The following is a 15,190-nucleotide window of genomic DNA, read 5'->3' as shown; positions in this document are numbered from 1 at the left end:
TTTTATTTCATCGTAGTAACATTGATGTGTTCAGCATGACAACCAAGCTTATTTTTAATTAACTTAAGAAGTTCTGCTTTATGTCGAAGCAACCATTCAGGATTGTTACTAGGGTACAAATATATGTTGTAAGTGTAAGTATGTACCTCCCAATCAATTTTGGAAACTGCTTTGCAATGATAAAAGAAGTTAACTACTCTTGTTAGAGTATTTATAGGCTTTTCACGATCTGATATAAATGATAAATCAAGATTTTTTTGATCCCTCAATTTTGTTGTATTACACCGAAAATCAATTTCATCCTGACCTTTACATCTATTGCAAGTAACACACAGAGTTTGTAAGTTTTCTATAGATGTTTTACCACCCATAGAAAACGGTTTAATATGATCTATTTGTAATTTACCTTTGGTATTGACTCCACAACATAGGCAAGCATACCCGTCTCGTTTTTTAACTTCTTCCTTTTTTTCTTCAGTTGGTTCTCTAACATCTTTGGGATTCACAGGTGAAATATGAATCACAGGTGGAATAGGGTCTATAACATTTTTTTGACGATAATAAATGCTTCTACTAGCAGCATCAACTGCTGTTTCAAATCGCATCAAGGTTTTGTAAAAAGTTTTCCCTAATGTTCGAGAATCTAAAAATTTTTCATTTAAATATTCATGTTTTTCGTAACCTGGAAGTTGTATTGCTTGTTCTGCAATTTTATCTAAATCATAAATTTCTTTTTCTTCAAATGGATGATACGGGGGTGCATATTTATCTGGGTTTTGAGCGATGTGCCGTACAATCTTAATTAAATCAGACTGAAGCTTTTGTCCAATATCATCAGCTTTGCTGTCAAAATATTCATCTATCCATTGTTCAACTTGAGGCTGCATCGATTTATCATCAAGATATTGTTTAGACCATTCATCTACTAAGTTTGCAGAAAGAATGAATTTAATAAAAGCCTCAATTTTGTCTTTTGTATGTTCATATACCATGACAAATTCAGTAAATGCTTCCATTGATTCATTTTTATTGTCAGCATATACAATTTCAGTTTTATACCATCCAATAGGACATATTTTTTTGTATTCTATTTGATAATCTCCACCACTCTCAATTGACTTAGATAATTCTTCAACTAGACGAATTGATATATATTCCAGTGGAGAATATCCCCTTGTATAAAGCTCATCAGCCTTAATTGTTTCCCCCGGTTCTGGTTCTAATTTTATAAAATCAATTATACGTTGCCATTCATCGAAGAATAAAACAATATTTGCCTCACTGCTACCTCCTACTTTTTCACCTCTTAATGCTCTACCAATCATTTAAGTCATTAAGATAGAGCTTGTTGTTTGGCGAGTAATAAATACGGTCTGAACATTAGGAACATCAACACCCTCTGTTAGCATTCGTACATTGATTAAAACATCAAGCTTACCATCTCTAAATTCCTCCATAATCCTTTGATTATCATTTTGAGTACGTTGATTTCTCGCCTCCGCAGAACCTGGATTAGCATCTATATGTGAATAAATCGCATCTACTTTAATGCCCTTTTCAATAAGCTTGTTTTTTATGTAGACGCATTGAAACCAACGGTCGGCAAAAATAATAGTTTTGCCATAAGTCTTTTTATTTGATACATAAGTGTCTACTATGAAATTGTTTCTACCATTATCCTTTGCAAGGATCTCAATAATTTTTTCTGGAAGGTCTTGATGTTGCTTAACTAATTTATCATATACTTCGTCATCAACTTCCACTTTTATATGAGTTGAGACTTCAATGTACTTGGGTTTAGCCAAAACTTTTTGTAAGATTAAAATATCTTTTTTAGCCTCATAAATAATTCCATGCTCAAAGATTTTCAAAAGCCAACCCCTTCTAGCCTTATCATTATGAGTTGGTGTAGCTGTTAGACCTAAAAGATGTAATCCTGGGAGTAAACCTCGAAGTCCTAAAGCAGAATCTTTTTCACCAATTAATAAGTTTTTACAACCATAAGCTGGTGAATGGTGAGCTTCATCAACTACTACAAAAAGCCCTGTTTTTTTGCAACTATCAATAAATTTTCTGAAAGCTGTCTCAAACCTTTTACCAGACTTGTCTATAGCATCAGTATGTAAATTATTGATAGCTGTTTGTATCGTCATGATGACGATATCATCGGTCAGTTTTATGGATGATGCTTCAGCATGAGAAGGACTGCTAGAAACGCACCGAATATTTAACGTTTTTTTCGGCTCTGGAATATCCTTAGCACTTTTATCAAAGGTAGCGAATGCTTGCTCCAATAGGTAAAATGAAGGAGCTAACCAAAGAATCTTAATATTTTTAGGGATTACATGGTCAGATAACCATCTGGTAGCCGTAAATGTCTTGCCAGCACCTGTAGGAAGTACTAAAATTCCACTACCCGGTTTTTCACTGCCAAATTTAAATGTTTTACTTAGGGCTTCAAATGCCTCAATTTGATGCTGGAAGGGTATTTTAGAGTGGTGGTTAGTAGATTGATCTCTTAATTGCTCAAGATTGATAGATTTGTAATTGATGGGTTCGTGCATTATAGTATTTTCCTAGTGATGTAGAGACTATTTGACCACTAGGTTAGTTTGCCCATAATGCCTGCTTCAACTCTCATCTTTTGAAATTTTTCTCTACCAACTTGACTTAAATCTAAAACAAACCCAAGTAGTAACGCTTCGCTGCACAGTGTCTTAAATTAGATTCTTCAGTTTTTGTTACTGTGAAACACATAATTACTAATTGCAAGTGAAAATAGAGAGGAGTATTTACAAGAGTTATGAGTACCCAAATCATCATTACCCTGCCAGACGAAATTTACCAACGTGCAGAACGCTTTGCACGGTTGGCAAATCGTGATATTGCCAGTATTTTAGTAGATACCATTCAACTTTCAATTCCGCCCGTCAGTGGGGACATTACCAACCTTCAGCCTGTCTCTATCCTTTCTGATGAACAAGTCCTGATGCTGACCGAACTACAAATGGAATCGGCACAGGATGCCCAATTAAGTGAACTGCTCGTAGGCGTAGCCCGTCGTAGACATCGCCAACAATCAGGGACTCTTACTGAATGCGATCGCACAGAGTTACAAACCCTGATGCAGGTCTATCAAGAAGGACTTTTAAGAAAAGCCACTGCATTGAGCGAAGCTGTCAAACGTGGGTTGATTGAACCCTTAAACTAGTGAGCAAGATTGTTACCAATCATGGTGAGTGACGGTGCTAAAGCGAATTGGTAAAATTTATTTCTATAGAAGCAGTGCGACGGGGAACTAGGTAAATTAAAAAAGGCTGCTTTGAAGCATTACCTAATGCGAAAACTTCGCGTAAGTTTTCGCTGTGAGCAATTATTCCATTTGCATTGTAAGCGATATATTGATTTTTATATAAATCTAATAACATCTGGCGGTTACGATTTAACCACTTGAACATTTCATCTGTTTCTCTTTTAGAGGGTGTTGTCTTCATATATTTTGAGTACGTTCTTAGTCCTTCTGCTTCGTGGTTTACCACCCTTGATTATTTCGTTGATCATTACTATTACAATGGTTTTGCTGTTGACTTATATTGTCATGCCTAGAGTTAGCCGTTTGTTGAGCTTCTGGCTATATCCTAAATTACGAAAAGTTTAGCGATTGAAATTACTCTAACTCAACTCTATTAATCAAGAATGATTGGGTTGCTTTCAGTTTTTAGCTATATTAACCAACAGCGAACTCGGTAAATTGTCGTTTAAAGGGGGAATGAAAAGCCAAAACGATGTCTTTTTTGGGTATACCTCGACTAATAAGTTCATTGGCGATACCTCCTTCTGTACCATCGTGTTGAATCCAAATTTTTTCGTTTTTAATATCTAAATGCAAAACACAGCCATATACACGGCGCTTATTTGACCATCCCGTGTGAACAACTTGGTAGCGATCGCGTTCTCTATCAAAAATCACTTCTGCTTCAACTTCTTCATTGCTGGCTTTAATTTCGCTGTAAGCTAGCAACAATTCTTGAATAAGTTGACGGTACTGTTCTACTTTTGCCATTTTATAATCGCCTCTTCTTCTGGGTCGAAAACAATCAGCCGAACTTGGTAGCGTTGGATTAATAAGCGCGGTAGTTCTAAAGTAAAAAAAGAACGATAGGTGTCTAAGGGAACTGCTAAATATAGAAGTCTCTCAGGTTGTTCTTCTTCAAGTGCTAGTTGATATTTGAGATACTGTCCTAGAGCAGTACTAAATTCAGTTGTAGTAGATGGAGCAACAAAGCTTTTAACTTCAACCGCAATTTTTTCTTGATTTCGTTCAGCTGCTAAAACTTTCTCTGCACCGAGGTCGATGTACATATCCAAACCACCAAAACGCAGGAAAAGCGGGTCATTAGTGATCAGCCAACCCTCTTTCTCTAAAGCTCGTCTTACTGCATCATGGAATATGTCTTTCGCTGGCATAGATTCCTAGCATTTTTATTTAGTCATACTTTGAGTGTAACTATTTTAGCTTTTTGTATAAACACTGGTATTGTATCTAGGTCAGCCTTTTTCGGTACTATAAAACTAGCTTACCGCCTATCAAACTTGACTTAAATCCAAAACAAACCCAGGTAGCAATGCTCCACCGCAAAGGGTTTTAGGGTTATTTAAAACTTCAATCGCAATATTAGGACGATAAATAAAAACTTGGCGTTGTTTTCTATCAATTAACCAACCAAGTTGTGTCCCATTATCAATATCTCTTAGTGAAAATTTTAAGAGTAGTAATTAATTTTAAATTCCTTCACAAACACTTTTGAGCATCTGCCGTAACCAAAGATTTGTCTGATCCTGATCTGTAAGTTTGCTCCAAAGCATAGAAATCATCCACGGTTCAGTTTGCACAGGAAGTTCAAAAATTTCTAATGTATCTTGACACGCAAAGGGTGTCGCCAACCGTGATGGAATGGCAGTAACTAAGTCACTCGATGAAATGACTGCTGGCAGTATTAACAAGTGGGGAGTCGTCAGCACGACTCGACGCAGGAGGTTGGATTTAGCAAGCACTTTGTCGAGTTCACCAACATTATCCCGACGAAGAGTGAAAAGAGCATGGGAGAGTTGAGCAAAGATTTCCGGTGTAATAGCCTCTTGGGTAATGATGGGATGTCCGCGACGACAGATGCCTACAAAGTGTTCTGGAAATAGTGGAATCTGGATGGTTTGTCTGGGCGGATCTTGGAAGACACCCAAGGCTACGTCAATCTCTCGTTGCTCTAATAGTTCTCCAACACAGCCTTTTTCAAAGCCAATCAATCTAAAATCAATGCCTGGTGCAGTCTGACGGCAAACTTCTAAAAGCTTGGGTACAACAACATAACTAGTGTAGTCCGAACTACCAATTGCAAAGGTAAATTTAGAAGTTGCAGGATCAAAGCTTTGACTTGATTCTAGCGTTTGTCGGATCTGCTGTAGGGCGACTGAGATACTAGGGGCAATTTCGATCGCTCTTGCCGTAGGCTGCATTTCTCTGCCAATACGGATAAATAACTCATCTTGAAATAGCGAGCGTAATCGTCCCAGTGCAGCACTCATGGCTGGTTGCCCTAGATACAAGCGTTGGGCAGATGCCGTAACACTCCGTTCTTCAAAAAGTACTTCAAAGGCAACCAGGAGGTTCAGGTCAATGGAGGACAAATCTATTAATGTCATTGATTGAACATATCACTGCAATCAATTTGATTAATTTATAGTACCTCAGTAAAGTAAAATTAAAAGCAGTTTGAAGGTCATCAAAATGACGAATCAAAAAAGAATCGCTGTGGTGACAGGCAGTAATCGAGGGCTAGGGTATGCAATTTCCCGTCAATTATCCCAAATTGGCAACCGCGTAATTCTGACAAGTCGTAATGAAACAGATGGTCTTGCTGCTAAACAGCAGCTTACCAATGAAGAGTTTGATGTTGACTATCACACGCTAGATGTCACCAACGATGGAAGTGTGCAGCAGTTTACTGAGTGGCTACGTGAAACTTACGGTAAAGTAGATATTCTGGTGAATAATGCAGGCATAAATCCCACAACTAAGCCGGAAGAGTCCAGCTTACTGACTGTGCAACTGGAAACAATGCGATCGACCTTTGAAACCAATGTTCTAGCCGTACTCAGAATTTCTCAAGCATTAATTCCGTTGATGAAGGTGCAAAACTACGGTCGCATTGTCAATATCTCAACGGAAATGGCATCTCTAGTGTCAGTTCCCACTGACTACTATCCTTTAGCTCCTTCCTATCGACTCTCGAAGGTGGGAGTAAATGGACTAACTGTGCTTCTCGCCAAGGAACTCCAAGGTACTAATATTCTCGTAAATGCCTATTCTCCTGGTTGGATGAAGACTGACATGGGGGGTGATGATGCCCCGTTCACGGCAGAAGAAGGAGCGCAAACTGCTGTCTATTTGGCAACACTTCCCGATGGAGGAGCGCAAGGACAGTTTTTTGCAGAGATGCGAAAGTTTGGTGGCCCGATTCAATTACAGTGGTAGGTTAATATGGGAAATTTCGCGGGTTTACCGCCTATTTATGCAGATAAGCCGATTGAATTAGCACCTGCGAAAGTGATTGCCTCGTTCCCAGTCAATACTTTTTTGGAAAATTTAGCTATTGCTCCAGATGGCACAATCTTTGTGACTAATCATGAAGTTGGCGAGATTGTTCGCATTACCCCAGATGGCAATCAGCAGATTCATGCCAGTGTTGAGGGGAAAGTGAGTGGTCTTGCTTTCACTGCTAATGGGGATTTGGTAGTAACAGGATGGAATGCTGATTCTATAGCAGTGGTTTCTCTAGTTAAAAGTGATGGCACGGTGGAAACGTTGCTGATAATGCCAGAGGCGATATTTCTTAATGGCATCACCCCGCTTTCTGGCTCTCAGTATTTGACAGCAGATTCCTATCGCGGTGCAATTTGGCTGATTGATATCGCTCAACGCCGTGGAGCAATTTGGCTAGAACATCCAATGCTTGCGCGTAGCAATTCGGAAAATGTCATTCCGGCAGCAAATGGTTTGAAACGTTTTGGTGATTTCCTGTACGTCTCAAATACGGAAAAAATGTTGCTGTTGCGGATTCCCGTTGATACCGCTAATAAACCAAGTGAACCGGAAATTTTTGTTGAGCGGATTAATATTGATGACTTTGCTTTTGATGTGGAAGGCAATCTTTACGGAGCGACGCACATATACAACAGTGTAGTACGAATTGCCAGCGATCGCAGTACAACCATCATTGCTCAAGCCGAGCAAGGTGTAATTGGCAGTACAGCCGTGGCTTTTGGTCAAAGTGAAGGCAATCGCACCGCAATCTATGTTGTTACCAATGGTGGAATGTTTTTACCTCCGCCTACAGGTGTCGTTCCTGCCAATGTTGTTCGGCTTGAAGTTGGGAAAGCTGGATATCCCTTGGATTGAGAGTGACTAAACCATGCTACGGTTACTAAAAATCACATTTACTAACTTGATGGTGACATAACTAATGGAGATGGAACAAGACGATCAATTTGTAACCGTAGTCATTACACAACTTGTCAAACCAGGATACGAAACCGCTTATGAGGCTTGGTTGAAAGATATTACCAGTGTTGCCAGAACTTATATTGGTCACATGGGAACAAATGTGATTCGTCCCCAACTGGGGGTGCGAAATGAATATGTGATCATCTTCCGATTTGACGGTTATGAAAATTTGAAAGCGTGGATGACATCACGCGATCGCGAATACTGGCTAACTCAAGCCAAACCTTTAGTTGAATCTGACGCTGATGTTCAACAAATCTGTGGATTAGAAGCTTGGTTTTCTCTTCCTGGTCAACCACTAAAAACTCCACCGCGCTATAAAATAGCCTTGCTCACTTGGGGAGCTGTATTTGTGTTGACTAATTTGTTGAGTACGTTCTTAGTCCCTCTGCTTCGTGGTTTACCGCCCTTGATTATTTCGTTGATCATCACCATTACGATGGTTGCACTGTTGACATATCTTGTTATGCCTAGAGTTAGCCGATTGTTCAGCTCTTGGCTATATCCTAAATCACGAAAAATTTAGAGATTGAAGTTATTTTGACTCAACTCTATTAATCAAGTCATTATGTTCCTTTCAACTTTTAACGATCTTAACCAACAGCAAACTCGATAATTTGTCGTTTAAAGTGGGAAAAGCCAAAACGATATCTTTTTTAGTTATTTATGCTTAATTTTTTCTAGATCAAAATAGTGCGATCGCATTCTCAAATAAACTCTCATAAATTTCTAAACTTTCCTATTCAACAATTTATAGATTAGTTACTGGCTACTTTACAAATCACCATAATATGTGATTTATATTTGTCAGTATTATAGCGAACAAGTTTTAGTCCACATCGTTCTATTTCTTCCAGAAGTTTAGGCATTTCATACTTATGATGCCGCCAAATAGTAATCTCTTCACCTTCGGAGATTTCGATATTCTTATCTATTCCCATATAACTAAAATTTATAATGTAATGATGATGGAGTTTCATATTAGCAACTATACTATCTGTTTTTAAATCATATTTTCTTACAAGTTCACAATCTTCAGATTTAATTCCAATCTTGTTTTTAACCCATCCATATATTCCTTCTACATGATAATTGCAGCCACCTCTTATTTTTCCATCCCATTCAGAGTTAGAACCAGTTTCGTTAGTGAACACCAGAAAATCATTTTTTCCCATGCTATCTCTAAAGTTTTTGAGGACTCTATCTCTATTTTGATGATTTCCAATGGTAACGCCTAAGTGTAAAAATATTTTTGCTGTATCGTCAATTTCAAGATTAGCTTGATTTTGGCATAAAATCTTAGGTATACAACTATTTTCTATGTCAATTGTGGAACTGATAAAATCGACTAGGGGAAACCATTTTTTAAAATTATTTCTGGATAAATTAAGCAATTCTTCACTAATATCTAAAGCAATATACTTGTTAACCTTCCCTAGTTTATTCAGCCTCCAGATAAATTTTTTAATGGGATATGAATTTCCTGCACCCACGTCTATAATATTGACTTTTTTGCCACTTTGAATATTGCCATTCAGGTATTGAAAGTTATTATTTAAAAGGTCAATTTCTACACTTGATGTTCGATACCATTTAGGAATAATATATTTTAAATAAAAATCGTCCCAGATTTTTGCACCTCTACCTTTATAGGAATACTTTAAAGGGATTTCTCTGCTAAATTCTAATGCATGAATTATCCCTAAAACTTCTTCTTCAGAAAAAATAGAGTAAAACTCAGAACTTGGCTTTGCTGTGCGACTGATAGCAGTTGAAATATCCGAGGGAAGTTGGGAATTACTATGAAAATTTTGAGCCATTATTCTTGTTCTTTGGTTTTCTTCGGTATTTAAGATTAGCCGCAATGCTTGCCAAAGAGGTATTTTCTCATACCGTTGTCCCAAAATTCGGAATTTCCACTAGAAATAGATCCTACATTCACCACTCTCAACTGACCAACTGGTTTTTTATAATCAAAATAGGTGATAATTTTTCAAAGATACATGGGTGAATTCCATTGGTTCAGCAACCAGAACTCCAGGAAACTTCGTCGATACAGTCAATCCAGCGCGTGCTTGGGAGTTTAAGCACTTATCGGTGGACAACGCTCGGAGCCTTAGCCAGCCTGTTGCTATTGACGATCGCAAACGCAATTACCCCGCAACTATTTCGCTGGGGAATTGATCAAGGCATCATCCAAAAAAACCTCCAAATTGTGCTTTACAGCGCCGCCTGGATGGTATTGGCAGCGATCGCTCGTGGTGTATTTAACTTTGGACAAAGCTATTTGGCAGAGTCCGTGTCTCAGGGTGTAGCCTATGATCTGCGAAACAAAATTTTCAGCAAGATTCAAAATCTCAGTTTCAGCTATCACGATCAGGCGCAGACTTCCCAACTCCTAACCCGTGTCACCAGCGATATTGAGCAGATCCGTACCTTTGTTGGTACTAGCTTAATTCAGGTTATTGGTGGACTTGTAACATTGGTGAGTATTTCGGTGATTTTGCTGGTGATGAACTGGCAACTAGCACTGATTACCCTGACAGTAATACCCCTTTCTGGATGGTTGATGGCGCAATTCATCACCCGAAATAACAAACTTTTTCGGCAAGTACAAGAGCAACTGAGCGAGCTAAATGCTGTATTGCAAGAGAATTTACTCGGAATACGGGTAGTCAAAGCCTTTGTGCGGGAATCAACCGAAAGGTCGCGTTACACGACTATGAATGATGGCCTAGTCAAGGCAAACATGAAGACCATTAGCGCCATCCGTAATACCTTCCCGTTTATCTTCTTGCTGAGTAATTTGGTAACACTGGCAGTCTTTGGCTACGGGGGAGCGCAAGTGATTGGTGAAAAATTCTCCATTGGGGAACTGGTGGCGTTTAACTCCTACCTAGCGTTGATTCTCCAACCAATTTTGTTGATTGGATTTGCTGCACCTGCGATCGCTCAATCAGCTGCTTCCGCCGAACGAGTCTACGAAGTTGTAGATGCGGAGGTAGAAATTCGCGATCGCCCCGGTGCTGTCCCATTTGACACTTGCGGTGGTAGAATCACCTTTGAAAACGTTTCCTTTCGCTATCCAGGAGCGACAACCGAAACTCTTAAAGGAGTTTCCTTTGAAACCAAACCCAACGAACTGATCGCCGTTCTAGGGATGACTGGCTCCGGGAAAAGCACAATTATGAACTTAATTCCCCGCTTTTATGATGCCACAGGAGGAGCAGTTCGCATTGACGGACGAGATGTAAAAAGTTTCACGCTTAAAAGCCTCAGATCGTGTATTGGCATTGTATTTCAGGAAACCACCCTCTTCTCTGGTAGAATCCGCGAAAATATTGCCTATGCCAAACCCGATGCAACCCTAGAGCAGGTGATTGAGGTGGCAAAAACTGCACAAATGCACGATTTTATTATCGGTCTACCCGATGGCTACGAAACGATAGTGGGTGAACGTGGTGTTGGCTTGTCTGGTGGACAAAAACAACGAATTGCGATCGCTCGTACCTTACTAACCGATTACAGCATTCTCATTCTCGATGATAGTACCTCAGCCGTTGATGCTAAAACTGCTGCCCAGATTCAAGCCGAACTAGATCACTTAATGCGCCAAAAAGCTTGTACAACCTTTGTAGTAGCTCAACGCATTAGCACCGTCAAGAATGCTGATCGGATTTTTCTCATGGATAAAGGGCGATTAATGGCACAAGGCACTCACGAGGAATTGATGCAAAACAGTCCGCTCTACGGTGTAATTTTGGAATCTCAGGTAAAGCAGAAGGAGAAAAAATGATCCTCAATATTCTATTTCATAGAGGCTGGCAAAAATGGTAAATCAATGTTTGTAGAATGCGGCGATAGAGGTGAAAGTACCGTTTAGTTTAAAATTCCTTCAAGACCTCCAACTTCCTGAGCAGCTGGGGGTCTGGTAAAAGTGAACATATACAAGCGAAATTGTCCTATGAGTGAGTATCGTTCAATGATTCCTAAAGTTATCCAACGTCTTTTTCTGATTTCAATCATCATGATTGCGATTTCCATTATTCCAATCAAAATGATGGTTGCTCAAGACACAAAGCCAATGTCCTCAACAACTACAGCGGCTCAGGGTCAGGCAATACTCGTGGCTCAAGCACCGCAGAAAAGTCCATCCAAAATTAACATCAACCCAGAGACAGGTGTTCCCGATGGTGCGATTTTACTCACGGTTTTTCTCAAACACGACCAATCTAAAACCTTAGAGCAAATTCTCGACGAACTCAAAAAATCTGGTTATTGGAAAGCGTTTCCACCCGAAGGTGTAGATGTCGTTTCCTGGTACGTCGTTATGGGTATTGGGCAAGTTGTCACCTTAGCTGTACCGCCAGAGCGCTTACGAACTGTGAACATGGCACTAGAACGAACTGCCTGGAGTGCTTATCGGACTGAATTTTATGCCACCTACGATTTTGCACAGGTTGCAAAAAAGTTGCGTGAACAAGCGCTGAAAGGTACTTGATAGATGTTCATTATGATTAAGTAGGGCATCACTGTACCAAAAAAGATTTTTTGTACGCTCAGAAAATTTCAAGTGCCTGAAACGACGATTTTTCATTCAAACTAGATCAAAAAATAGCGGCATAACCAGACTTCTTTCACCAATCTGATGCCAGAAAGCACTTCTTGAAAAGCTTACCCTATCTTAGTTTTAGCCTTAGCGTCCAATTTACCCGTTTTGGCATAGTAACACTTAATAAAGACTTTTAATCCCAAATCTAAAATCCAAAATTGTTATGAGAGGCACTACTCCCGTTGTTGCATCTGAGCAAGCAAGTCAGCAACTCTCTACCCTGCGGCGCTTTTTGCAATACGTTTTACTCTATCGTAAAGATATTCCCATCGCCTTGACATTAGTATTTATTGGTGCAGTAACTCAAGCAGTTGGGCCATTCTTCCTCGGCTGGTCGATAGATCACCTAATTGCCCAGAGAAATTTGCAGGGACTACTGCTGTTATTAGGGCTACTAGCGCTTAACTATGGACTTGGTGTGTTGGCAATCCGGGGTCAAATTATTCGAGTCGGCTGGATTATGCAGCGATTGCTAGCTCAACTGAGGCAAGACATTTTTACTAAAATCCAAAGTCTGCCACTCAGCTTTTTCGATCGCAGCGAAGCGGGCGATTTAATGAGCCGCTTGCTGAATGATGTCAATACCGTGAATCAGGCATTTGGATTGACGATCGCCCAAATGCTCGGCAACACCTTCAGTTTAGTCGGCATAATCATTGCTATGCTCTCAATCAACCTGCAACTTGGTTTGTTGAGCAATCTGGTTGTGCCATTGATGATTTTTACCACCAGCTTGTTTGCACGTTGGGCTAGAGTCAGATTTCGCGTTACCCGACAAACCATTGGGCAGCTTTCCGCCAAGTTGGAAGAAGATATTGTCAGTGTGCGAGAAGCACAGGCATTTAATCGTGTACAGATGAACATCGCAGAATTTGACATTCTCAACGCTGCTAATCGAGATGCCAACGTTGAGGCTGTGGCAATTACTTCGGCCTTTTTGCCCTCCATTGATTTTCTGAACACACTAGCAACGGCTGGCGTGCTGGCCTATGGTGGCTATCTCGCGGTAACGGGAGCTGCAACAGTGGGTGTAGTGACATCCTTTTTACTTTACGTCCAGCAATTCTTCCGCCCGATCCAAATTCTCAGCCAGTTGTACACCCAAGCTCAATCTGCCTTCGCCGGATTAGAGCGCATCTTTCTATTACTAGATGAACCGTCACAACTCAATGACGCACCCAATGCGACAGAAATGCCACCGATTCAGGGTGAGGTAACATTCGAGAATGTCAAGTTTGGCTACAATCCAGATCAATTGGTTCTGAAAGGAGTGAATTTACACGCCTATCCAGGGCAGATGGTTGCGTTAGTCGGTCCGACTGGTTCGGGAAAAAGTACAATTATTAACTTGATTTTGCGCTTCTACGATGTATCTGGTGGTGCAGTGAAAATTGATAATATTGATGTGCGTAGCGTTACTCAAGCAAGTCTGCGCCGTCAAATTGGCATCGTCCTGCAAGACAATATTTTGTTCAGCGGCACCGTCGCCGAAAACATTGCCTTTGGCGCTTCTTACGCCACCCAATCTGACATCGAAGCGGCTGCACAACTGGCAAATGTGCATGAGTTCATTACCTCACTTCCCCAGGGCTATACAACTCAATTGGGTGAACGAGGCGCACCTCTGAGCCAGGGACAGCGACAACTGATCAGTATTGCTCGTGCAGTGTTAATCAACCCCCGAATTCTCATTCTTGATGAAGCCACTAGCAGCATAGATACCCGTACAGAAGCGCTAGTACAAATTGCGATCGCTCGCTTGCTACAAGGTCGTACCAGCTTCGTGATTGCTCACCGCCTCAGTACAGTTACCCAGGCAGATCAGGTATTAGTAATTCAGCAGGGACAAATTATCGAGCAGGGTACTCACACCGAACTCATCAAGCAGCAGGGTGACTATGCGAACCTCTACGCCCTTCAACTCGGTTCAGCAGACACGATATAAGTATCGACTTCTTCAGGCTCAACAGGGCGGGACAATGCTCAAAACATTTTTGAGGTAGAGAAGATACCAAGCGATAATCAAATCATAAATATATTTGAATTTAGAATTGCTGCCTTAGCAGAGATGTCATTTCACCCCGGTTTCATCTGTATGTACTATTAGTTATGTATCTACTTACCAAGCGTATTGGTCGAACTAAGTAGTATAAAAAGGAAAGACCAGAGGGCAATGGAAAAAATTCTCGATCTGCTTGATTGCTATCAATGATTACCAGCCTGGTTATAAAACTCAAAAATTGCCACACCAGATAAACACGATCTGGCATTCTGCTAAGTGGCCTCCCGATCAAGTCCTGAAAAAAAAGTTTAATGAACAGTGGAGTTTTAACTTCCGCGAACAGCCGTTTCTGCATCCGCACAGTATAAATTAAAATTATTGGATCGATTTGGATTTGTTGTTGAATAGCCTGCTTTATTTGATTTGGTAAAGGGGTATTCAGGAGAGTATTAACTATCAACAGACTCATAAAGAATGGTCTTTTAAGTTCCAGACTACTTACTTTCAGCAGTTCTAAATTCAAAATTTGACAAGGTGCAGAAATAACTGGACACTGAGAACAGCCAAATTCAAGTCAGGGTGATGTTTGGATTGAGAGTGCTGAGTTTTACAAGTCTACTGTGCTACTTACAGGCAGTGATTGGGACTATCAAAGACCCACGCCAACCGAGGAATGGTACTAAGTACACAGTAAAGGATGCGATATTAAGAGCGTTTTCAGCTTTTTTCATGCAATGTGAGTCATTTTTATATGACTTACGCATTGACAGAAAACACCAAATATGTGTTATGAAAAAATCGAGATGTCGTAGGGGTTTAATAGCATTGCTCATAGGTGTCAACTTAACGTAAAAGTGATGTCCCGCAAGGAACTTGAGAGGATGAATGAACAAGTCATGATTGATGTATCAAATGTTGTTACCTCACCCTAACCCTCCCCTTTCTAAGGGGAGGGAACCGGATTTTTTTATTGTTTCCCCCCTTTATAAGGGGGGATTAAGGGGGGTAATAATTC

At 40.2% G+C, this 15,190-nt stretch carries 14 protein-coding genes and 2 pseudogenes; 8 read left to right on the top strand and 8 right to left on the bottom strand.

Annotation, left to right across the window (positions count from 1 at the left end; all coding sequences use genetic code 11):
• Window positions 1-2: 2 nt before the first annotated feature.
• Window positions 3-1,325 carry an HNH endonuclease gene (locus ACEW80_RS03990; protein WP_373525346.1) on the bottom strand — a complete coding sequence of 441 codons (1,323 nt, stop codon included), beginning with the start codon at window positions 1,323-1,325 and terminating at the stop codon, window positions 3-5.
• Window positions 1,326-2,564, bottom strand: a complete 1,239-nt coding sequence (locus tag ACEW80_RS03985; protein ID WP_373525345.1) for a DEAD/DEAH box helicase — start codon at window positions 2,562-2,564, stop codon at window positions 1,326-1,328.
• A gap of 239 nt (window positions 2,565-2,803) precedes the next feature.
• Here ACEW80_RS03985 and ACEW80_RS03980 point away from each other — a divergent pair, with 239 nt between their 5' ends.
• Window positions 2,804-3,211: a hypothetical protein gene (locus ACEW80_RS03980; protein WP_373525344.1), complete on the top strand. Its 408-nt coding sequence runs from the start codon at window positions 2,804-2,806 to the stop codon at window positions 3,209-3,211.
• 37 nt (window positions 3,212-3,248) lie between these two features.
• Here ACEW80_RS03980 and ACEW80_RS03975 read toward each other — a convergent pair whose 3' ends face one another.
• Complete coding sequence (locus ACEW80_RS03975; protein WP_373525343.1) at window positions 3,249-3,494, bottom strand: DUF5678 domain-containing protein; 246 nt, start codon at window positions 3,492-3,494, stop codon at window positions 3,249-3,251.
• Between the two features lie 2 nt (window positions 3,495-3,496).
• Here ACEW80_RS03975 and ACEW80_RS03970 point away from each other — a divergent pair.
• Window positions 3,497-3,658: pseudogene (locus ACEW80_RS03970) on the top strand (antibiotic biosynthesis monooxygenase); the annotation flags it as partial.
• A gap of 69 nt (window positions 3,659-3,727) precedes the next feature.
• Here the strand turns inward: ACEW80_RS03970 and ACEW80_RS03965 are convergent.
• The 4 genes and pseudogenes from ACEW80_RS03965 to ACEW80_RS03950 form a co-directional block, all read right to left on the bottom strand.
• A complete protein-coding gene (locus tag ACEW80_RS03965; RefSeq protein WP_373525342.1) occupies window positions 3,728-4,063 on the bottom strand; it encodes a XisI protein in 336 nt (111 codons plus the stop codon).
• Window positions 4,051-4,467: a XisH family protein gene (locus tag ACEW80_RS03960; RefSeq protein WP_373525341.1), complete on the bottom strand. Its 417-nt coding sequence runs from the start codon at window positions 4,465-4,467 to the stop codon at window positions 4,051-4,053. Before ACEW80_RS03960 ends, ACEW80_RS03965 begins: the two co-directional genes overlap by 13 nt.
• Before the next feature lie 120 nt (window positions 4,468-4,587).
• Window positions 4,588-4,746: pseudogene (locus ACEW80_RS03955) on the bottom strand (Uma2 family endonuclease); the annotation flags it as partial.
• A gap of 36 nt (window positions 4,747-4,782) precedes the next feature.
• Window positions 4,783-5,700 carry a LysR family transcriptional regulator gene (locus tag ACEW80_RS03950; RefSeq protein WP_373525340.1) on the bottom strand — a complete coding sequence of 306 codons (918 nt, stop codon included), beginning with the start codon at window positions 5,698-5,700 and terminating at the stop codon, window positions 4,783-4,785.
• A gap of 85 nt (window positions 5,701-5,785) precedes the next feature.
• Here ACEW80_RS03950 and ACEW80_RS03945 point away from each other — a divergent pair, with 85 nt between their 5' ends.
• The 3 genes from ACEW80_RS03945 (at window position 5,786) to ACEW80_RS03935 (ending at window position 8,087) form a co-directional block, all read left to right on the top strand.
• Window positions 5,786-6,532 (top strand): SDR family oxidoreductase, encoded by a 747-nt coding sequence (locus ACEW80_RS03945; RefSeq protein ID WP_373525339.1) that lies wholly within the window; start codon window positions 5,786-5,788, stop codon window positions 6,530-6,532.
• Between the two features lie 6 nt (window positions 6,533-6,538).
• Window positions 6,539-7,456: an SMP-30/gluconolactonase/LRE family protein gene (locus tag ACEW80_RS03940; protein WP_373525338.1), complete on the top strand. Its 918-nt coding sequence runs from the start codon at window positions 6,539-6,541 to the stop codon at window positions 7,454-7,456.
• Window positions 7,457-7,526: 70 nt separating this feature from the next.
• On the top strand, window positions 7,527-8,087 hold the full coding sequence (locus tag ACEW80_RS03935; protein ID WP_373525337.1) for an antibiotic biosynthesis monooxygenase: 561 nt from the start codon (window positions 7,527-7,529) through the stop codon (window positions 8,085-8,087).
• 232 nt (window positions 8,088-8,319) lie between these two features.
• On the opposite strand, the gene ACEW80_RS03930 is transcribed toward ACEW80_RS03935, so the two are convergent.
• Window positions 8,320-9,381, bottom strand: a complete 1,062-nt coding sequence (locus ACEW80_RS03930) for an L-histidine N(alpha)-methyltransferase (protein WP_373525336.1) — start codon at window positions 9,379-9,381, stop codon at window positions 8,320-8,322.
• 197 nt (window positions 9,382-9,578) lie between these two features.
• Between ACEW80_RS03930 and ACEW80_RS03925 the strand changes: the two genes are divergently transcribed.
• From ACEW80_RS03925 to ACEW80_RS03915, 3 genes are all read left to right on the top strand, one after another.
• Window positions 9,579-11,357 (top strand): ABC transporter ATP-binding protein, encoded by a 1,779-nt coding sequence (locus ACEW80_RS03925; protein ID WP_373525335.1) that lies wholly within the window; start codon window positions 9,579-9,581, stop codon window positions 11,355-11,357.
• A gap of 168 nt (window positions 11,358-11,525) precedes the next feature.
• Window positions 11,526-12,062, top strand: coding sequence for a hypothetical protein (locus tag ACEW80_RS03920; RefSeq protein WP_373525334.1), 537 nt, complete (start codon window positions 11,526-11,528; stop codon window positions 12,060-12,062).
• 274 nt (window positions 12,063-12,336) lie between these two features.
• A complete protein-coding gene (locus ACEW80_RS03915) occupies window positions 12,337-14,118 on the top strand; it encodes an ABC transporter ATP-binding protein (RefSeq protein ID WP_373525333.1) in 1,782 nt (593 codons plus the stop codon).
• Window positions 14,119-15,190 lie beyond the last annotated feature (1,072 nt).

Source organism: Nostoc sp. (assembly GCF_041747015.1).
GTDB lineage: Bacteria > Cyanobacteriota > Cyanobacteriia > Cyanobacteriales > Nostocaceae > Nostoc.
Note: the sequence above shows the minus strand (reverse complement) of the source record. Positions and strands in the feature narration are given on the sequence as shown.